The 19638-nt window shown below is 33.1% G+C and carries 20 protein-coding genes; 14 read left to right on the forward strand and 6 right to left on the reverse strand.

What is annotated here, in order from left to right; translation table 11 throughout:
* Positions 1-2 precede the first annotated feature (2 nt).
* On the reverse strand, positions 3-1064 hold the full coding sequence (locus DM447_RS05870) for an arginase family protein (protein ID WP_112180330.1): 1062 nt from the start codon (positions 1062-1064) through the stop codon (positions 3-5).
* A gap of 1204 nt (positions 1065-2268) precedes the next feature.
* Here DM447_RS05870 and DM447_RS05880 point away from each other — a divergent pair.
* From DM447_RS05880 to DM447_RS05895, 4 genes are all read left to right on the forward strand, one after another.
* Positions 2269-3153 (forward strand): helix-turn-helix domain-containing protein, encoded by an 885-nt coding sequence (locus tag DM447_RS05880; protein ID WP_112180332.1) that lies wholly within the window; start codon positions 2269-2271, stop codon positions 3151-3153.
* A 182-nt stretch (positions 3154-3335) separates the two neighbouring features.
* The gene (locus DM447_RS05885) at positions 3336-3920 is read left to right on the forward strand and encodes a hypothetical protein (protein WP_112180333.1); all 585 of its coding nucleotides are present in this window, start codon (positions 3336-3338) and stop codon (positions 3918-3920) included.
* Between the two features lie 371 nt (positions 3921-4291).
* Positions 4292-5425, forward strand: a complete 1134-nt coding sequence (locus DM447_RS05890; RefSeq protein ID WP_112180334.1) for an SIR2 family protein — start codon at positions 4292-4294, stop codon at positions 5423-5425.
* 59 nt (positions 5426-5484) lie between these two features.
* Complete coding sequence (locus DM447_RS05895) at positions 5485-6783, forward strand: ATP-binding protein (RefSeq protein WP_162632579.1); 1299 nt, start codon at positions 5485-5487, stop codon at positions 6781-6783.
* Here the strand turns inward: DM447_RS05895 and DM447_RS05900 are convergent.
* Complete coding sequence (locus tag DM447_RS05900; RefSeq protein WP_112180336.1) at positions 6750-7391, reverse strand: hypothetical protein; 642 nt, start codon at positions 7389-7391, stop codon at positions 6750-6752. The two genes, DM447_RS05895 and DM447_RS05900, sit on opposite strands and share 34 nt — an antisense overlap.
* Between DM447_RS05900 and DM447_RS05905 the strand changes: the two genes are divergently transcribed.
* From DM447_RS05905 to DM447_RS05915, 3 genes are all read left to right on the forward strand, one after another.
* Positions 7385-7852 (forward strand): hypothetical protein, encoded by a 468-nt coding sequence (locus DM447_RS05905; protein ID WP_112180337.1) that lies wholly within the window; start codon positions 7385-7387, stop codon positions 7850-7852. The genes DM447_RS05900 and DM447_RS05905 overlap by 7 nt on opposite strands.
* 340 nt (positions 7853-8192) lie before the next feature.
* Positions 8193-9710, forward strand: coding sequence for an SIR2 family protein (locus tag DM447_RS05910; protein ID WP_112180338.1), 1518 nt, complete (start codon positions 8193-8195; stop codon positions 9708-9710).
* Positions 9711-9972: 262 nt separating this feature from the next.
* Positions 9973-10824 (forward strand): AraC family transcriptional regulator, encoded by an 852-nt coding sequence (locus DM447_RS05915; protein WP_112180339.1) that lies wholly within the window; start codon positions 9973-9975, stop codon positions 10822-10824.
* A gap of 44 nt (positions 10825-10868) precedes the next feature.
* On the opposite strand, the gene DM447_RS05920 is transcribed toward DM447_RS05915, so the two are convergent.
* The 3 genes from DM447_RS05920 to DM447_RS05930 form a co-directional block, all read right to left on the reverse strand.
* The gene (locus tag DM447_RS05920) at positions 10869-11240 is read right to left on the reverse strand and encodes a hypothetical protein (RefSeq protein ID WP_112180340.1); all 372 of its coding nucleotides are present in this window, start codon (positions 11238-11240) and stop codon (positions 10869-10871) included.
* Between the two features lie 320 nt (positions 11241-11560).
* Positions 11561-11761: a hypothetical protein gene (locus tag DM447_RS05925; protein ID WP_112180341.1), complete on the reverse strand. Its 201-nt coding sequence runs from the start codon at positions 11759-11761 to the stop codon at positions 11561-11563.
* A gap of 110 nt (positions 11762-11871) precedes the next feature.
* Positions 11872-12747, reverse strand: a complete 876-nt coding sequence (locus tag DM447_RS05930; RefSeq protein ID WP_112180342.1) for an AraC family transcriptional regulator — start codon at positions 12745-12747, stop codon at positions 11872-11874.
* A gap of 271 nt (positions 12748-13018) precedes the next feature.
* Between DM447_RS05930 and DM447_RS05935 the strand changes: the two genes are divergently transcribed.
* The 7 genes from DM447_RS05935 to DM447_RS18270 all read left to right on the forward strand — a co-directional run bounded on the left by DM447_RS05935 (position 13019) and on the right by DM447_RS18270 (position 18608).
* On the forward strand, positions 13019-13888 hold the full coding sequence (locus DM447_RS05935; protein WP_112180343.1) for an alpha/beta hydrolase: 870 nt from the start codon (positions 13019-13021) through the stop codon (positions 13886-13888).
* A 176-nt stretch (positions 13889-14064) separates the two neighbouring features.
* On the forward strand, positions 14065-14730 hold the full coding sequence (locus tag DM447_RS05940) for a DUF554 domain-containing protein (protein ID WP_479684904.1): 666 nt from the start codon (positions 14065-14067) through the stop codon (positions 14728-14730).
* 62 nt (positions 14731-14792) lie between these two features.
* On the forward strand, positions 14793-15629 hold the full coding sequence (locus tag DM447_RS05945; RefSeq protein ID WP_112180345.1) for a PRD domain-containing protein: 837 nt from the start codon (positions 14793-14795) through the stop codon (positions 15627-15629).
* Between the two features lie 15 nt (positions 15630-15644).
* Complete coding sequence (locus DM447_RS05950) at positions 15645-16157, forward strand: PTS sugar transporter subunit IIA (protein WP_112180346.1); 513 nt, start codon at positions 15645-15647, stop codon at positions 16155-16157.
* Positions 16158-16181: 24 nt separating this feature from the next.
* On the forward strand, positions 16182-16931 hold the full coding sequence (locus DM447_RS05955) for a ChbG/HpnK family deacetylase (protein WP_112180347.1): 750 nt from the start codon (positions 16182-16184) through the stop codon (positions 16929-16931).
* A 112-nt stretch (positions 16932-17043) separates the two neighbouring features.
* Positions 17044-18450, forward strand: coding sequence for a subtype B tannase (locus DM447_RS05960; RefSeq protein WP_112180348.1), 1407 nt, complete (start codon positions 17044-17046; stop codon positions 18448-18450).
* The gene (locus tag DM447_RS18270) at positions 18447-18608 is read left to right on the forward strand and encodes a hypothetical protein (protein WP_162632582.1); all 162 of its coding nucleotides are present in this window, start codon (positions 18447-18449) and stop codon (positions 18606-18608) included. Before DM447_RS05960 ends, DM447_RS18270 begins: the two co-directional genes overlap by 4 nt.
* Positions 18609-18819: 211 nt before the next feature.
* On the opposite strand, the gene DM447_RS05965 is transcribed toward DM447_RS18270, so the two are convergent.
* On the reverse strand, positions 18820-19635 hold the full coding sequence (locus DM447_RS05965; RefSeq protein ID WP_112180349.1) for an MBL fold metallo-hydrolase: 816 nt from the start codon (positions 19633-19635) through the stop codon (positions 18820-18822).
* Between the last annotated feature and the right edge of the window lie 3 nt (positions 19636-19638).

The following is a 19638-nucleotide window of genomic DNA, read 5'->3' on the forward strand; positions in this document are numbered from 1 at the left end:
TTCTAACCTCCAATTGTAAATTTGTTTTTACTCAAAACATTTAATAATCTAGTGTAAATGTATGACAACAAATCATAATGATAAGGAATATCATCTACAGCAGATGTTCCTTTTCCCTCTACAAAATCAAAGCCTATTAAATTAGGAATTGAATGGAAGCACTCTATTATATCAAGAACAGTATCTATTGAAGGTCCACCAGGTGAAGGGAAATCAACATCTGGAAAATCACTAGGATCTAATACATCTACATCAAATGAGACATAAACCAAGGTATTCGTATCGATGTGCTCTCTTAACAGATTATTTACGGATTCCTTATTTAAATATTTACTTGGAATAGTATGTAGCCTTGGATCTTGGTAGTATTGACCTATTGCTCTCATCCCTCTTACTCCTAATTGGATCACTTGATCAACTATGTTATTTGTTAATAAGTGCCGCACAAAATTACCGTGGTGTATATCATTATCTAACCTAAAAGGATCCATTCCACAATCTAAGTGGGCATCCAAATGAATATAAGTAACATTTCTTTCACCTAGTTGTAGATTTTTTAAAATATAATAAGTAATGGAATGATCTCCACCTATAAAAGAGAATTTTGATTTATTTTCTATACAATTCTTTATATAACTCTTAACTTTTGATTCTAGTTCTTCTACAGAAAATTCCTTGAAATCAATATTTCCTAAATCTCGTATCAAACAATCATCAAGTATTGTTTGCAGTTTGTTAATATCAAATATGCCACTTGTTTTAACACCATCTATCGTAGGGTATATTGGTGTCTTCGTACTTAAGTACCTAAGCATGGTTGGAAATGCATCTACTGCGGATGATAGCTGATTTGAACCTCCTGAATAGGGTACTCCGATTATGTTCACTACATTCTTATTAGAAACAAGCGTACCTGGAAAATTAAAAAAAACATCTTCTTTGTATTCTATAAGATCTTTTGTTATATGATTTTTCTCTGTTTTCCAAAAACTCTCCAATTTATCATCACTAATAAAAAGTTCACCCTGCTTATTTTGTTCAAGAATATATTTAGGTTTTCCCATATTGTAACCTTCTTTCGTGTAAATAGTTTACAATGTTAATGCTTATTCGAATCCATAATAAAAAGCATAGTGTTCCGTACGTCATTATTTCGTATTTCGTTAATTCTGATATAAGTTTCAAGAGTAAATACAGAGAAAAAGTCGAACCAGAATAAAACATTAAATGTAGTGAAAATCTGACAATATTCTTATATTTCAAGGGTGTTGAATATATAACGAATTTTCCATCCAATTCAGAGAATGGTAGGATATTTATTAATACCTTTGGCATATATATGAGTGATATTAAAGTAAATACCGTAAAGAATGGTTGAGTAACTAGAATAAATGATAAACACAACTGTAATAACACTCCAGAAATACTTATAAAGATATTTTCAAAATTGCTCATGTTTCGTTTAAAGTCAAAAAATGTTTTAAAAGCAAATTGAAACCCTGAACGTTTACTAGTAATGACTACCTTTTTTGCCCCAAAAATAGTAGCACTAATTGCATGCCCCAATTCATGAATGTAAGTACTAATGAATGTAAAAAAAATATAAACTATCAAAATAAGTAAAACTTTCATAAAATCTTCCCTCAATTTTTATCAATTTAGCATCAAAAATCCTTCCTTATTTACTTCTATTTTTATAGAAAAATAAGTTATTCATGTACCATCTATATAAAATGAATTAAATTAACTCAATAGGTAAAAGGTGTGGAGGACATTTGTCCTCTACACCTTGCATTGTTAGCAACGTCCTTGTGCACAGCGACCTTGTGCATTACGCTTTTCTTCCATTTTTCTTAATTCATTTTCACTAACTGGTTTTAGGACAATATTTTTCATGAATCTCACCTCCTTTATTTAGGATTATCTATTAAAAGTCTTATTAGACTTTCAATCAATGCTCATGGGGTAAATCGTATGAAATAGAATCTTCACCTTGACTAGCTAGATTTTGATCGTGATCCTGAGAAACTGAATAAAAACTTAGTAAATTGAGAGTAAGTAAAATAACCATTATTGATTTAAGAAAACGATTCATTTATTCCCCTCCTTCTCTTAACTGTTTTCATCATAATACATAATAAAATTTCTCGAATTTGTCATAAAATCAAGTCTCACTTATTTAAAATACAATATCTAACTTATCATCCATTATATGTGTTAATATATAATTGTAGGAATATTTAGATTTTTAGCGTAGGAGGTCAAAGCATGCGTGATTATTCCGCTATTGGAACCACATTGAAGAAATTGCGTCTTGAAATGAAAATGTCTCAAAAAAAGCTAGCCGATGAGATTTGCACCCAGGCTCAAATTAGTAAGATTGAAAATGGGGATATACTACCGTTGAGTAGCACTTTAGCAGAGCTTGTAAGCCGGCTGGGTGTCACACTAGATTACTTCTTTTCACTAGTAAATAATCCTAGATTTGATTATGTTGAAGAATTTCTATATTTTGTGCGAAAACACATTCGAGATAAAGATTATCAAGAAGTCCTTTGGATGATTAAACAAGAAAAAAATAATCCTATTTTAAAATCAGCTAGAAACCAACAATTTCTACTTTGGCATGAAGCAATTAGTCATTTTCATATCTACAAAGAAGAGGGATTTGCCTTATCTAATCTTTATAAGGCTCTAGACTTAACACCTACCATTAACGGTATTTATTCTGAAAGGCAAGTAGAGATTCTAAATAGTATTGCAATCATTTATGATGAACTTGATCATTATGAAAAATCTGCAGAGATTTATCGAAAAACGTTAAAAAACTTAGAGCAACTCCAATTATTCCAAGACAAAAATATAAAAATCCGTATTTACTATAATTTATCGAAAACGTTAACCAACTTAAATCAAAATCAGGAATCGATTTTATATGCAGAAAGCGCCATTAAACTATGCGTTGAACAGGATTCTCTTTATCTATTTGGTGAATTACATTATCAAAAGGGGAACAATTTACTAAAACTGAATCAATTAGAGGAGGGGCAGAAGTTCATATCGCATGCACGGTATATATTTGAATTGACAAAAAAGGAGCATTTAATCAAAATATTAGATAAGGAAAAGGTTGAGAATTGTTCAAGATTTTGACAGAATTTGGCCGCAGTCAATGGATAAAAAATAAAGTGGGCCCCCTAGATGTCTATCGACAGCGGCTTTTTTAGAAGATAAATGGTTAAAGGTAGTTGATTTTGACGATCGAGGTCATTACGGTGAACGGTTTAAACCAGGAGAAGAAGAGCCAAGGCTACGTGTATTAGATACGCATATTAGTGGCCTTGTCAGATGAAGTGGGAGATTTAATATCAGATTCAACTTCATTAACGGAAGTATTAAATATCATCCAAAAGAAGGATTGTGTCTTTGTTCTAGAAAAAGATAGAGTTACAAAGTTAGTTACTGTTGCTGATTTACATAAACAACCAATAAGAATGTTAGCATTTAGTCTTATCTCGATATTAGAGATGAGTTTAATAGAGTTAATTAAAGGTGAGTATCAAAATGATGATTGGAAAGATTTATTGAGTGAATTAAGAGTAAATCTCGCAAATAAATTATTTAAGGATAGACGTAATAAGAATGAAGCCTTATCACTTATAGATAGTATTCAAATATGTGACAAAGGGACTATTATTGAAAAATCAGATTATCTAAGAGATAAACTAGGTTTTTCTTCTAAACAGGTTTGCAAAATTTTCTTTAAAAAAGTTGAAAAACTGCGAAATAACATAGCACATTCCCAAGAACAAATTTCTCTTGACCATAAAGAGTTAATTGAAATTGTATTGCAAGTAAAGGAAGTACTTAACATAACACTATCCAATAGCATAGAAAATGAGATTATACTAACAGAGTAAAGTGAAAATATTTTTATTATATAAAAAAACACACAAAGAGAGGAGGCTGGATAACTTTGAGTTATTGCAGTCTCTTTTAATTTTTACTATAGCTAAATAGTGAGAAGGAAACTGCTGTGACCATTCCAATTGCTAAAGGATATATTAGGGGAGAATCTAATATTATTTCTACATAAAACAATAAATTCGGTTTGTTTATACAAAAAATCAACATATTCTGCTAATTATATTTAAAAGTTAGTATAAATGGACTAGAATAGAATACTAGAGATCAATATTTGAATGAACGAATGAACTGATGGTGTTAAACTTTATATTTATTTTAATTTTCAACTGTTTATATAGACTTAAAAACTAATAGGGGGAGAGAAATGGATATTAATAAAATCTTAACAGAACTAAAAAATCAAATAGCTGAGAAAAATATTAATTTTCTAATTGGTTCAGGAGCATCAATACCATATTTCCCATCTCTAGGTAATATTGAGAAAGTATTATCAGAAAAAGTCGATGATAATTCTTCTATACGGAAGTTGATATATTTACATTATTTCAACAAGGTTGTAGATAAAAATATCGAGTTGTTAGATGAGACATATCAATGCGAATTTGCTATTACACCTAAGTATAGGGTGTTTATAAATAGATTATGCAATATTATGAATGCGCGTAATTCAAGGATTTCTCCGAAGAGAGCTAATATATTCACGACAAATTATGACGTTTTTTTTGAAAAAGCTATAGATTTAGAGTTAAAAGACAATCCGTCATTCATTTTCAATGACGGAGGTAGTGGTTATTTTACTCGCAACCTTAATTCAGAGAATTTTCATAAAACAGTTTCAAAAAATGGTGTGTTTGATAATTATCAAAAAGAATTATCAACTATTAATTTAATAAAATGTCACGGGTCAGTAACGTGGGATAAATTAATTGAGGATAATGAAGAAAAGATTGAAATAAAGATGAGGTTAAGCCTATTAGAGAAAGTTCGCGATGCTGCTAGCAATTTAACGTTAACCAAAAAGGATCAGGAAATAATATCAGATTATTTGAACTTGAGTGATTCAGAAGATGTTGAGTCAAATATGATGGAAATAGCTGAAAGGAATAAAGAATCATTAGAAAGATTTTTTAATGAATATAAAAAATTAATGATAGTAAATCCTGAAAAGTCTAAATTCAAAAATACAGTATTAGACGAATATTATTATAGTATGCTCCGTCTATTAAGTTATGAGTTGGAAAAAGACCAGACTATACTAATTGTTTTTGGTTTTTCATTTGCAGATGAACATATCCGTAATTTAATAAAAAGATCATTACATAATCCGTACTTGAGAGTTTACATTTTTGTTTATAAGCAAGGAGATGCTAGTATAATCGAAAAATTATTGAGTAGTGCTCAAAATAATAATGTTGTAATAATTGAACCATCAAAAGACATGCCACCAATAGATTTTATGGAATTCAATGAACTTTTGTTTGGAAGTGTTGTAAAATGAGTTCCCCTTTGCAAATAGGAAACGTAGTAGAGGTAAGAGGAACAAGAATAAAAGTTCAAGTGGAAAAAGATATGAATCAATCTACCCTTATATATAAGGGGGATATAATAAATAATATTTCAGTAAATGGTTTTATAATTATTAAAAAGGGATTTATTGACCTAGTAGGAAAAATAGAGGCAGAATATATTGAAGATCTATTAAATAAAAAAAGAGAACAATTAGTCGATGATCGGTTTTCAAAAGGGTCTATTTTAAGGTTATTAGAAGTTCAAATTGTAGGTTTCATTGAAAATGATACATTTAATAGTGGTATAAAGCATCTTCCGATGATAGGTAACTTGGCATTTATTCCCACAAAAAAACAAATAGAAAATGTATATTTAAATAATGGAAGAGGAAACCCCGAAGATCATACAAATTTGCAATTTTCTATTGGAAAGTCATTAAGTGAGAATATTGATATTACTTTTTCAATAAATGGTTTCTTTGCATCTCATATAGGGATATTTGGAAATACAGGTAGTGGAAAATCTAACACACTAGCTAAAGTTTATAATGAATTGTTTAATATTGATTCTTTTAAATTTAAAAACAAAAGTTCGTTTCATTTAATAGATTTTAATGGCGAATATTCCCACGAGGGAGTTTTTGGGTTGAAAAATTCCGATTTAAATATTATCAAATTAGACACTAAAGCTGATACAGGTAATAAAATTAACATTTTATCATCAGATTTTTATAACTCAGAGATTCTATCAATACTTTTTAGCGCAAAAGAGCAAACTCAAAAGCCGTTTATAAAAAGGTTATTAAAAAGTAATAAAAGGGCTGCAGAAAAAGGTTGGGGATTCAAGAATTGGTTGCCGTTTTTATATAGTAAATCATTAGTACATTCTTCTAAAGAAGTTTTTGAGTATATTAAAGAAATAATTGAGTACATCTCAGTAAATGAAATGAGGTCTGGACATGAAGACTTTCTAAATACGATGAGAGAACTCCAATGGCACTCAAATCAAGGCAAATTTTTTATCGGCAATTATTATTTTGATACTAGTGAGCAGATACATACAGTTTACAGAGATGTTTCTGGTTATTCATATTTATATGAATGGTGTTCGGAATTAGATGATAAAGAGATTGGTTGGTGTGAAAAATTTATAATTAATGCAAAGTTGTATCTTGTGTACGATATGTTAAATAAATACGCTCAATTCGATCATATAAATCCATTGATTCATCGTATTGAATCCAAGATGCAAGAATTAGAGAAAATACTAACCATAGTTGATGATATAAGCATTGAACACTCTGTTATGAATATCTACTCCTTTAGAGAATGTAGTACAGATATTTGATTTTCATCAGTCAATGGTTTTGTTGAAATTTCCGAATGTGACTGTCCCCACCAAGCAATACCGCGTTTTAAACCATTATTCTTATTTGGTAATAGTGTATCTTCCTTTGATTCATCTTCAACAAGACATGCAGCAAGTCTAGACTGATAGGTACCATCATCTAGCTTTATTCTTGAATAGTAGATAACTAGACCCATACCTACGCGGAAATATACTGTCTTTCCTAACCCCCATGATCCACCGGCTTCCTTTTTTTCTTGTGGCATGCTGATTTCGTATATAAGTTTAAGTAGGTTGCCAAAGCTATCATCTTTAATATAATCTTGGTGAAGAGGTCCTGTTAAACCTGTTGTATTTGAGTCCCTGATAACAATACTCTGCTGCTCTTCTTCCTTGTATCTGGCATTTAAACTTTCAGTTATTCCATCAAAATGTTTAGATCCCATATCTCTATTAAAAGGCTTGACTGAAATATCATACCTAATTGGAGTATTTATGCCTTTAGTTGCATCCAAACTATTTTGTACAGACTCTCTTATTAATAAATCCAACATTGGAGTATGACTGTTCTGTATTAAGCGTAATAAAGAACTCCCTGTTTGTGCCATTCATTAAATCAATTCTAGAAATTCTTTTTTACCCACATTTAAATAATCCAACGATCGAAGAGAAAATACATCAAGGTAGAAAAAGAGTTGATGTAGTAATGAACAATATTGCAAATTCTGGTTTTTTCAACAGGTTGCATTTGGCCAATAAAATATTTTGTCCTTATGTCTTTATTGAATGTAAAAACTATGGAAAGGACATTGCCAATCCAGAAATAGATCAATTGTCAGGTAGATTTGGGTTTAATAAGGGTAAATTCGGAATATTAATGTGCAGAACTATTATAGATAAAAAATTACTATATCAAAGGTGTTCTGATACTTTTAAAGATGACAGAGGCTTAATTATACCTTTAGACGATAATGATGTTATCTCCTTGCTGGAATCGTTTAAAAGTAGTGATATTGATATTGATCAGAAACTTGAGTCTATCAAAAGGTTAATAATACTCAATGGCTGATTTTATTTATTACCTCTTATATAGTTTTGAGTATTAATACAGGAAAACTATTACACGATTTTATACATCATTAAACAAGATCTTTATTAATGCAGTGTTTTTAGAGAATCCAGGATTTCATGATGCATATGAAGTTGTTAAAAAACGATCGAGTAGGGTTTGAATTTATGCCTTGCTTAACTATATCCACTTTTGTTAAAAAGGGAGAAAAGAGATAGATTCCTATATAAAGAATTACATGAAAATACATTCATAAAGTAAATAAAATAAAATTGCCTTGTATAATCGTAAGTGAAATAAAGATATATGATAAAAAATGAACTAAGAGAAGGGTGAATATATGCACATAAGGGAGTTTATAAGAAATTTTAATAATCATCCGGTTCTTTTTGTAGGTACTGGTATAAGCCTCAGGTATTTAGAAAACTCATTCACTTGGGATGGGTTACTTTCATATATTTCTCAAGCTATTAAAGGTTCAGATGAATTTTATTACGATTTAAAATCTAAATATGAAAAAGATGGGGACTTTGATTACACTAAGATAGCTGAAGAACTTGAAGTCGAATTTAATGAAGCTCTAATAAGTGACCGAGACGGTATATTTAAGGAGATTAATGATCAGTTCTATAAAAACATGAAAAACGATATAAACATTAGCCGGTTTAAGATTTATATTGCCGAGTTATTGTCAGACATTAAAGTTAAAAAGAGTATGCTACGTGAATATTCAGAGTTAAAAAAAGTAAGAAAGAATATTGGTTCAGTTATAACTACAAATTATGATCAATTTATAGAAAGTGTTTTTGAATTCAATCCATTAATTGGTAATGAAATTTTATTAAGTAATCCCTATGGTTCAGTTTATAAGATCCATGGTTGTGTCGATGATCCTAGTAAGATAATAATCACTGATGATGATTATAAGGCATTTAATGAAAAATATGAACTGATTAGAGCACAATTATTATCATTGTTCATTCATAACCCTATAATTTTTTTAGGATATAATATTGGTGATACTAATATTAAAGGGATTCTTAAAACTATCTTCACATATATAAATCCTAATACGGCTGAAGCAGAGGATATCAGAAAGAATTTCTTACTTGTAGAATATGATGAAGGATCCCAGAATACTGAAGTTACTGACCACGATATTGATATGAGTGGATTCTCAACAATTCGAATTAATAAAATAAAAACTGATAACTTTTTAGAAATATATAAGCATCTGGCAAGTTTAAGTCTTCCTGTTTCTGCTATGGATGTCAGAAAGGTACAAGCAATTGTTAAAGAAATATATGTTGGTGGAGATATTCAAGTTAGTATAACTGAGGATATTGACGCCTTAAAAAATGGAGAAAAGATTTTAGCGATTGGTTCATTAAAGACAATTAAATATGAATTTCAAACAACATCAGAGATTATGGAAAACTATTTTAAAATTATTGATGAATCAAATGACCAACTGTTAAAGTTAATTGATAAACACCATATCCAAAAGAGTCAGTATTTTCCGATCTTTGGGTTTAATAAAATACAAGAAGAGTTGAAAACCTCTCAAGAATTAAAGGCAATTCAAAAGGAGAAAATTGCAAATTTAATTATAAACACTCCTGACTTTGCACAACAGTATACTAACATTAATGATATATTAGAGGATGGATATATTTCCCAATATAAAAAGAATCTAGCTATAGTATTAGGAATAATAAGCGATCGAATTGAACTTGGATCTGTTGAGACTTATTTAAGGGAATATCCAGATAAGAAAACTACTAATTACAGAAAGCTTCTTTGTGTATATGACTATAAAATGTACGCTGGAGCAGACGATACGATATACTTTAGTTGATGGTCCAGACACTTTATTACAAGATGGGAATTTGCTCTTTATTACAAAACAGTATGTAGCAACCTATTTTGATACTCCTGAGGATCAGATTATGGCAATACATCATTGAATCACAGCAGATAAAAAACATTCTTCCACAATAGGGCTAGTTAAAGAAACAAAAGCTGTATCTTAACTAACTCAACATACTGTCCGAGCAAAGCACGGGAAGACAGGATTAATAGATAATGCTCTGTTAAGATTTAAATAAGGAGTGAGTGACATGACATGGGTTGAATCATTACAGGCAGCTATAGACTACATGGAAGATCATATACTTGAGGATATTTCGATAGAAGGTGCTGCCCAACAGGCTAATTTTTCAGTTTTTCACTTTCAGCGTACATTTGCGATATTAACTGATACTTCTGTTGGTGATTATCTTAGACATCGTCGTCTAACATTAGCTGCCTATGAGTTAACAAGATCAAATACAAAGATTATTGATCTCGCCTACAAATATGGTTACGACACTCCTGAAGCTTTTTCAAAGGCTTTTCGACGGCAACATGGTATAACACCAAGTGAAGCACGAAAGTACACGGGAAAGCTAAAATCTTATAACCGCCTGGTAGTACATGTGAGTCTGAAGGGAGCAGAGCCGATGCAGGTCAAAGTTGTTGAACGTGAGGCATTTCAGATTGTAGGGATTAAGCGGGAATTTTCACTGGTTGATAAGGAGAACCTAGTGGGCATCCCAAAAATGTGGGATAAGATAAACGAAGAGGGAACTGGCGAGCGATTGTTTAAATTGAACAATGGTCCGGTTAAAAGTGTAGTGGGTGTATGTGTTGAAAAAGATTCTCAATCCATTGATTATTGGATAGGTACAGCACATGAGGGAAGTGCGCCTGATGGATTATCCACTTTGGAAATACCCGCAACCAAATGGGTTGTGTTTGAGGTTCATGGACCGATGCCCGATGCTATGCAAAATGCGTGGAAACAAATTATTTCAGAATGGTTTCCTTCAAGTGGTTACAAACACGCAGGTACACCAGAACTAGAAGTATATTCAGATGAAGATCCATCCAGTCCTGATTTATATTCAGAAATCTGGATTCCAGTAAAATAGAAACTTATATTAGCAGTGGATTACACGTGAATCCGCTGCTTACTTTAATTCTCTTCTGTTAAAGTAACGCCTAATATATGGTCTGAAAATAAAATAAATTCTTTAAGGTGAATAGGGTTGTTTTGATTTGTAAAAGGCGTTAATTTTACATCCTTTAGGTAAAAACAAGCCTTGATATTTATGATGTCTTTCTCAGTCATGTCAAGTTTAGGTTCCTTTTCGTAAGTCATTAACGAATGACCTAATGGAGCTGTGTTTTCATTGTAATCAGATTCTTTTAAATTCATTTCCCCTTCTATAAATGCGGATTCTGTAAGAAATGTAAATCTCGAATTACAATTTAACTCACCAAGGTTTATTTGTAATTCAATAGCCATCAACTTTTTGAAATCTACTACTGCCTCGATATTGTTCATGTTTAGTATTCCTCCATTTTTTAACCCGCCACTATAGTTCAACAAGCACAACTTCGTAAACGTGTATAATTATTAGTATATACATATTTTTTCGTGAGTAACTATATGCAAAGGCATGAGTGGTTGAATGATTGTATAAGACTATCATACACATTCTTCCATTATTAAGGAAGTCTTTAACTGGAAAAAGCAGTCCGTTTTATCAAAGTAAAAACCATTCCAAACAGTCATATGATTGGTCGGATTTGGTGATCAATAGTTGAATAATATACGAGCCTATTCTGACCACGAAAGATATATATTTCTGTGGATTCTTTTAACTACTCGACGGCTACATCGTTTTTTAGCTCTAGTTCCTCGACGTTTTCTTGCCAAGTTATAGTTGCTGTTACATTTTCATTTTTATAGACATGTGAAAATACACAGTTACTACAATAACTTCCATGCCCTTCTATTTCTAATTCACCTTTATCATCTAGTGAAGTAATTCCTCCCATTTTTCCAGTGTTAGTTTCGATCATATAATTAACTTCTTCAGGAATAGGTTTATTACCAATGTATTGTATTTTTACTTTTGTTTGCTCTTTTTATTCATCGAGAAGTGTCAGCCACTATGGGATATACTTTTCTATTACTCCATACTTACTTTAGAGTGATACTTAATCCGGTACTGAAGAGGCGTGTCTCCGTATACTTCCTTAAATGCTTTACTAAATGCTTTTTTGTTAGGGAATCCAACCATTTCGGTAATCATTTCTACTGTGTCATCGGTGTTTAGCAACAGTTGATAGGCCTTTTGTAATCTAACTTGGAGAATATATTGAGGGATGGTTTCTCCCATATATTTCTTGAAGATTTTAGATAAGTAGCCTTTTGACAAATGAAATGTATCGGAAATATTCGCTAAGCTTAGATTTTGGTCATGATTGCTCTCTATATAGGAAGTTATTTCTTCTAGATAAGTAAAGTGCCTTTTGCCAATAAAAGAGGCGGGTTCATTTGTCTCGTAAAAGTAGTAGGTAAGTATATATAAAATATTAAAAACTAGACTAATAGCTTTCAATCGAATAGGATTGGAAAATTCATTTTTGCTACATTCATATAGTTCTTGAAAGCTTTGTTGCATTTTATGGTAATGCTCTTTTTGAGTCTCTGTCATATCAAGTTCTATTGTATTTTGAAAGCGGAAGTCTTCAATATCAATGGAAAAAGTGTTCAGAAACTCTATTGGAATCATCAGAGTTAGCGAAACTCTTTCTGGTTGATCTTCAAGCTGTATACCATGGATACAATATGGGTTAACAATGAGAATATCACCAGGTTTGGTTGTGTAATGGTTCCCGTTAATATAGTAGTCTTCGATTTTTCCACAAACAGTATAAGAAACTTCTAAAGACTTATGCCAGTGCTTAATAACTGTACGTTTTTCTCCTGTGTTATGAAGTAATAATCGGAATGGTAATTCTTTGTTAGGTGTGATTGTTTGGTAAATGAACGGATCAGCCATGATTCCCCTCCTTTGATACGCTTGTAATCTAGTAAATTATATCATGGATATAGACTATTTACATAAACGATAAAAGATTCTTTTTTGCCCTTTTTTAGTAAATTATTGTCCTTGTTCCAACTAATTAAACTGTTTATACTTCAAGTATAAACAGTTTACATATTCTTATTTGTTTTGGATAAGAGTAATATTTTTTCTTTTTTTAGTAGTTAATATGAAAATGATAAAGATAAAGATAAAGATTAAAAACAATTAGGAGGTATTGAGAATAATGAGACCGTTAATTGATACGAGCAAATACGAGAATACAATATTAAATATAAGCTATGGGGATGTATCTGAAACATTAAAGCTAGATATATTTTATCCTGAAGCAGGGGATGGGCCTTTTCCTGTTATTATTTCGATACACGGTGGGGCATTTAAAAAAGGGGATAAGCATAATGGAGAAATGATAGAACCAATGCTTCATGGATTGGCAAAAGGCTATGCAGTAGTAGCCATAAATTATCGGTTAAGTGGTGAAGCCAAGTTTCCGATTCCGGTGAAAGATATCAAAAGAGCCATTCGGTTTATAAAAGCAAATCGTTATCAATATAATTTGGATACGAAGCGGATGGTAGTATGGGGTGGTTCCGCTGGTGCATACATGGCGTTGATGGCTGGCTTATTTGAAGATGCTGAACTATTTGATGATGAAAACGATCCGAACCTCGATGTGAAAGCCAATGTTCAAGGGGTAGTTGCCTGGTTTCCTCCTGTAAACTTTTCAAATATGGACAAGCAACTTGAAGAAAGTGGACTATTAAGAAACTATCCTGACCATGATGCGGAGGATTCGCCTGAGTCCTTATTTCTAGGCAAGCCACTGACAGCTGCTGGTTCATTATTAGATAGATCAAATCCAGAAACATATATTCATCCAGACATGCCTCCAATGTTTATTCAACATGGTAGGGCAGATAAGATTGTTCCATACCAACAGTCGAGAGATTTTGTTGAAAAAGTGAAGCAAGCAGGATTCGAAGAAAAGATTCATTATGAAATAATCGAGGACGCAGATCACGGCGATGAAAAATTCGAGACGAGTGAAAACTTAGATAAGGTATATGCCTTTATTAATCGTCTACTAAAAGGTTGAATCTAGAAAGTAAAATTAACCTTGAACTGGTAGTAATTCTACTGCTAGTTTAGGTTTATGTTATGTAAATTATGTCCAAATGATCGTTCCAACTTCGGAGGATTGAGAGACAAGAAAGGAATGATCATCATGCCAATAGGTCCAATAGTGAATGCGTTGGCTGTATTTTTTGGGGGATTATTGGCGCTTATTTAAGTGATAAAATCCCTGAAAGATTAAGGGTTGCTTTACCACTAACCTTTGGTGCCGCCTCGATGGGGATGGGGGTTACGTTAATTGTAAAACTAGACTCTCTACCACCAGTTGTTCTTTCCTTAATTATAGGTAGTATTATTGGTGAATTAATCCAATTTGAAAAAGGGATTGAATGGTGTGCAAACAAGGTGAAAGATCCAATAGAAAAGATCTTTTCAAGCAATAATACGATGGAATCTAACGATTTTATGGAGAAATTTGTAGGGATAGTCGTTTTGTTTTGCGCAAGTGGTACAGGGATATTTGGTGCATTAAATGAAGGAATGACAGGGGATCCTTCCATATTACTGTCAAAATCTTTCCTAGACTTTTTTACAGCTATTATTTTTTCTACAGCGCTAGGGTATATCGTATTAACGATTGCGCTTCCTCAAGTTGCTATTTTGTTAGGCTTATTTTTCAGTGCTGGTTTAATTTTACCAGTAGTAAACGATGCATTAATTGCTGATTTTTCTGCTTTAGGTGGCATTATCATGCTTGTGACAGGATTTAGAATTTGTGGGATTAAGGCCTTTCCAGTTGCAAACATGTTACCAGGGCTAATTATTGTAATGCCAATATCATCGCTTTGGTCACATTTCTTTTAAGGATATGTTTATTATCAAAGGTGTTTTTTCATTTTCTTAGAATTGATAAAGGAGTAGTTTTTATGAGGGCGATTAAGAAAATTAATAATAATGTAGCCATATGTGTTGACGACAATAAAAACGAACTGATTGCCTTTGGAAAAGGAATTGGATTTCCTATAATGCCTTATGAGATTAAGGATTTGCGTTTGATTTCCAAAACGTTCTATAAGGTTGACAAACGTTTTTATAGTTTGATTGAGGAAATACCAGAGGATGTATTTGAAGTTGCAGCACTTATTGTAGAAAAGGCCCAAACAACATTAGATTGCTACTTAAATCCTAATCTTGTAATTAGTTTATCAGACCATATTAATTTTGCCATTATTCGAATGAATCAATATAAAGAAATGCAGATGGTGTTCTCTTACGATGTGGAACAGTTATATTCACAAGAAACGAGTCTTGGAAGGTATGCAGTAGAGCTTATAAAATCCAAATTAAATGTTAGTCTACCAACTAGTGAAATTACCAATATTGCTATGCACTTTGTGAATGCAGAGGTGGAGAAGGTACCCGTAGCATACGGGAAAGACCAAGAAGAATTAATCCTAGAGGTAGCCAAAATAATTGAGGATTTCTTTTCTGTTCCGATAGTTAAAAATAGCTTTAACTATCACAGATTTGCCATGCATTTGAGGTATTATTTAAAGCGAATTAAAGATAAGAATCAGTATATTGATGATAGTTCATTAGTCGTTGGAGCGATGAAGGAAAAGAATCCACGTGCTTATGAATGTGCATATATGATTAGTAACTTTATTGATGAAAAATTAGAGTCGGAAAGTACAGAGGAAGAAATCCTTTATTTGACGATTCATATAAATCGAATAATAAACAATGCCAACATGAATGATTAGGAGAGGAATAAAACGATGGGGATATTCAAGAAATTATTAAATAAAACAGAAGAAAAATCACTAGTATTCGAAGCAGAAGAGAATTGGGTGTACGCTCCAATCGAAGGAGAAATCATTCCACTTAATGACATTGCAGATGGTGTATTTTCAAAAGGATTGCTGGGAAAAGGATGCGGCATTAAACCTTCTGATGATAAGGTTTACGCACCATTTGATGGTGAAGTTATTATGATTGCTGCTACAAAGCATGCCATTGGATTAAAAAGTAATGATGGCATTGAATTATTAATACATGTCGGAATGGATACGGTAAAAATGGAAGGCAAAGGCTTTAAACCAGAAGTGAAGCTTGGAGACAAGGTAAAGTGTGGCCAGCTTTTGATGACTTTTTCTATTGCTGATGTGGAAAAGGCAGGTTATTCCACAACATCAGCTGTCATTGTATCTAACTCGGGAATATATACTGAGTTAGAAGTTTCGCTTCAAGGTGTTGGATCAAAATTAGAGAAATTGATCCATGTATCTTAAACAAATATAAAGAAGGAAGTTAACATGAAGAAACTATTAATGAGAGCAGATGACCTAGGTTATTCAGAAGGGATCAATTATGGGATAGCGAAAAGCGTAAGAGAAGGGATCATCGAAAATGTAGGCGTTATGACCAACATGTCCACGGTTGTACGTGGATTGAATCTTTTGGGAGATACAGAAGTATGTCTAGGATTACATACAAATATCTGTGTAGGAAGTCCTCTTACAGAACCGTCCCGAATACCAAGCATTACCAATAACAATGGAGCGTTTAAATCATCTTCAGAATATCGATCGGCACAAGAAGATTGTGTCGTCCTAGAGCAAGCCATTATTGAAACAGAGGCGCAATTAAAGAGATTTATTGAACTAGTCGGTAAGCAGCCATGTTACATGGACGTACATGCGATTGCTAGTGATAATTTCCTGATGGCGGCAGAGATAGTGGCGAAGAAGCATGGTATAACCTATTCTCCGTTTTCGATTGGAGAGGGAAAGATTAAGATAAAGGATACAGATGTTTATGTTTCTATGGATAGCATGAAGCCAGATTATGTGCCATTTGCATCGTTAAAAACGAGCGTGCGGGATGTGCCAGAGGATGGGTGTATACTGTTTGTTTGTCATCCTGGTTACTTGGATGGATATATCTTAAACCATTCTTCTCTGACCATACCTAGACCACTCGAAGTAGATATGTTGTGCGATCCTCAGACATTAAGATGGGTCAAAGAAGCTGGAATAGAACTAATTACGTATGATGACCTATGATTTTGGAACAAATCAGAACGAGGTTATGTGAATGTTACCACAAATTAGATTCATATTTTTAGATTTTATTGAGATGGTATATTATGGAGGTTAGTATTTAAGGAGGAAGAAAATGGGATATAGCTTAGATTTTAACCAAAGCAACTACGAAACGAAAACACTAAAACTTGATAATCAAACGATAGAGTACAGGGCTTTTGAGAAGATTGTTTATGTGGAGTATCCAGTAGATATTCAGTTTCATACGATGAATATCTATGTTCCTGAAGCGTACTTCAAGGGAGAGGCTATTGGACCGTATACAATCGATCGTGCACCTATTTTGCTAACCAATACAGTAGGAGGCTATAAACCTGGAGAGCCAGGAGGACCTGGACAAGGAAGGTTTGGAGAAGCGAATGCGGCATTCTTTGCTTTAAAACAGGGGTATGTGGTTGCTGTGCCTGGTGTCCGTGGGTGTTCCTTACAGGATGAAAATGGACGAAACATTGGAGTTGCACCTGCTGCGATCGTAGATCTAAAAGCGGCAGTTCGTTATTTAAGACATAATCGAGCAGTCATTCCAGGAGATACAGAAAAAATTATTGCCAACGGTACTAGTGCAGGTGGAGCCTTATCTTCCTTACTCGGAGCTACTGGAAATCATCAGGATTATGAACCTTATTTAGAAGAAATAGGTGCAGCTAAAGAACGAGATGATATCTTTGCGGCGTCTTGTTATTGCCCCATTACTAATTTAGAACATGCAGATGCAGCTTATGAATGGCTATTTCATGGATTAAATGATTATAAGAAGAAAAAAATAGAAAGAGTCAATGGTGAGATAATAAAGACTCCGATTAAAGGCACAATGAGCGCAGACCAAATCGCCCTCTCTGCTGAATTGAAGCGCAATTTCCCACCATACCTAAATAGTTTGGGCCTAAAGGCTAGCAATGGAGAAACGTTAACCTTAGATGAATCTGGAAAAGGCAGTTTCCAAAAGCTCGTTCAATCATTTCTTATCGATTCTGCACAAACGGCATTGGCAAAAGGGGAAGACTTGTCGGAATTAGAGTGGATAACGATTAACAATGGGAATATCATCGATCTTGATTTTGATCAATTTATTCTATTGGCTACAAGAATGAAGCCGACGCTTGCTTTTGATGATATCGAATTAAAAACACCTGAAAACGAATTGTTCGGAACAACATCAATAAAAGCGCAACATTTTAGTGCTTTTGCTAAAGAGCACACTCAGGTTGAGGGTTCGTTTGCAGATGCAACTATCATTAAGATGATGAACCCAATGGAATACATAGGAAGTTCGGAAAATGTTACGAGCTCTCAATGGCGAATTCGCCATGGGTCAGTTGATCGAGATACTTCCCTTGCGATTCCAATTATTTTAGCAACTACTTTGATGAACAAAGGATATAACGTCGACTTCGCGTTACCTTGGGGACAAGGTCATGGCGGAGATTATGATTTGGACGAACTGTTTGCTTGGATAGATAGTATTGCTTTGAAGAAATGATCGGTATTGTTTATAAACGTAGCTTCTCCTTAAATGGAGAATTACGTTTTTTTATTGCAATAAAAGATGGGGGAATTTCGTTAAGATGGGAACTATTACAAGGTAATCCTCACTTCAGGTGGTGGGTTCTAGAAGGTATTCTTACTTATGCTGTTTAGCATTTGGTAGGGAACGGTACAGTAGTTTTGAAGTGGTAACAGGAGTAAAGATAACTATTATTGTTTGGGCAATGGAGGTTAAGGAGTAATTTCTAAGAAAATTTTAATTCAAGTCGTTATTAGAAGGTAATAACTTCATATAAAAAAGGCAATCAATCAATCAATCGGATCAGATTGTGATTGCCTTTTTTTAACTAGCCGTCATATCGAATTATCTAATTCTATCAGGTTTATACATAATATTCCCGACTTCATCTTCAGCTAAATCAGTATTCTCAATTCTTGCTATCAAGCACTTCACTCCATGAAAGTTTCCAGCTATTTTATCATCTGTTCCATTAAGAATCCTTTCACACAATTGTATGTTATTTTCTAACAGTACTTTAGGTGATTCAAATGTTCCATGGAACCTGAGAATTCGGTCAAATGCACTCTCGAATTGCTTTAGATGGAGTAAGTGTTGATAGTACTCTTTAATAGTTGTACTTTCAGGGAAATGGAGCAATGTATGAACACCACATGCATCCCCGAAGATAGCTGTTTTTTCTTCACGTATTAAGAATACTAACTGGCCTTGAGTATGGCCTGGAACTTCAATTATTTCTACGCTTACCTCACCAATATTAAATACCATACCTTCAGAAAGTTCTTTATATGGTTTTACCCTGGAAGGAATCATATCTTCCGCTCGCCACTCTTGTGGTGGGGGGACAGGTCCATTTTTGATTTCCGCTATGCGTTTATCTAACGCACAATGGTATTTTTCTAACTCTAAATCAGCTGAAGGTAAATATACATCATCAAATTGGGCACTTCCTCCTGCATGATCACAGTGTCCATGTGATAGTAACACTTTAAGTGGCTTATCGCATATGGAATCAATATATGCTTTTAAATCCCCGCATCCCATGCCTGTATCTAGAAGGAGAGCGCCTTCCTTACCTTCAACAAGATATATACAAACACCAAATGGCGTATGGACTCGAGTGATCCTATCTGTCACCTTTTCGGATGTGAAATAAGACATTTC

This window comes from Paraliobacillus zengyii, from assembly GCF_003268595.1.
Lineage (GTDB): Bacteria > Bacillota > Bacilli > Bacillales > Amphibacillaceae > Paraliobacillus_A > Paraliobacillus_A zengyii.

Bases quoted from the DNA above. Each gene is read 5' to 3' on its own strand.
- DM447_RS05870 (WP_112180330.1), bottom strand. From the start codon at position 1,064: ATGGGAAAACCTAAATATATTCTTGAACAAAATAAGCAGGGTGAACTT.
- DM447_RS05880 (WP_112180332.1), top strand. From the start codon at position 2,269: ATGCGTGATTATTCCGCTATTGGAACCACATTGAAGAAATTGCGTCTT.
- DM447_RS05890 (WP_112180334.1), top strand. From the start codon at position 4,292: ATGGATATTAATAAAATCTTAACAGAACTAAAAAATCAAATAGCTGAG.
- DM447_RS05900 (WP_112180336.1), bottom strand. From the start codon at position 7,391: ATGGCACAAACAGGGAGTTCTTTATTACGCTTAATACAGAACAGTCAT.
- DM447_RS05910 (WP_112180338.1), top strand. From the start codon at position 8,193: ATGCACATAAGGGAGTTTATAAGAAATTTTAATAATCATCCGGTTCTT.
- DM447_RS05915 (WP_112180339.1), top strand. From the start codon at position 9,973: ATGACATGGGTTGAATCATTACAGGCAGCTATAGACTACATGGAAGAT.
- DM447_RS05920 (WP_112180340.1), bottom strand. From the start codon at position 11,240: ATGAACAATATCGAGGCAGTAGTAGATTTCAAAAAGTTGATGGCTATT.
- DM447_RS05925 (WP_112180341.1), bottom strand. From the start codon at position 11,761: ATGATCGAAACTAACACTGGAAAAATGGGAGGAATTACTTCACTAGAT.
- DM447_RS05930 (WP_112180342.1), bottom strand. From the start codon at position 12,747: ATGGCTGATCCGTTCATTTACCAAACAATCACACCTAACAAAGAATTA.
- DM447_RS05935 (WP_112180343.1), top strand. From the start codon at position 13,019: ATGAGACCGTTAATTGATACGAGCAAATACGAGAATACAATATTAAAT.
- DM447_RS05945 (WP_112180345.1), top strand. From the start codon at position 14,793: ATGAGGGCGATTAAGAAAATTAATAATAATGTAGCCATATGTGTTGAC.
- DM447_RS05950 (WP_112180346.1), top strand. From the start codon at position 15,645: ATGGGGATATTCAAGAAATTATTAAATAAAACAGAAGAAAAATCACTA.
- DM447_RS05955 (WP_112180347.1), top strand. From the start codon at position 16,182: ATGAAGAAACTATTAATGAGAGCAGATGACCTAGGTTATTCAGAAGGG.
- DM447_RS05960 (WP_112180348.1), top strand. From the start codon at position 17,044: ATGGGATATAGCTTAGATTTTAACCAAAGCAACTACGAAACGAAAACA.
- DM447_RS18270 (WP_162632582.1), top strand. From the start codon at position 18,447: ATGATCGGTATTGTTTATAAACGTAGCTTCTCCTTAAATGGAGAATTA.
- DM447_RS05965 (WP_112180349.1), bottom strand. From the start codon at position 19,635: ATGTCTTATTTCACATCCGAAAAGGTGACAGATAGGATCACTCGAGTC.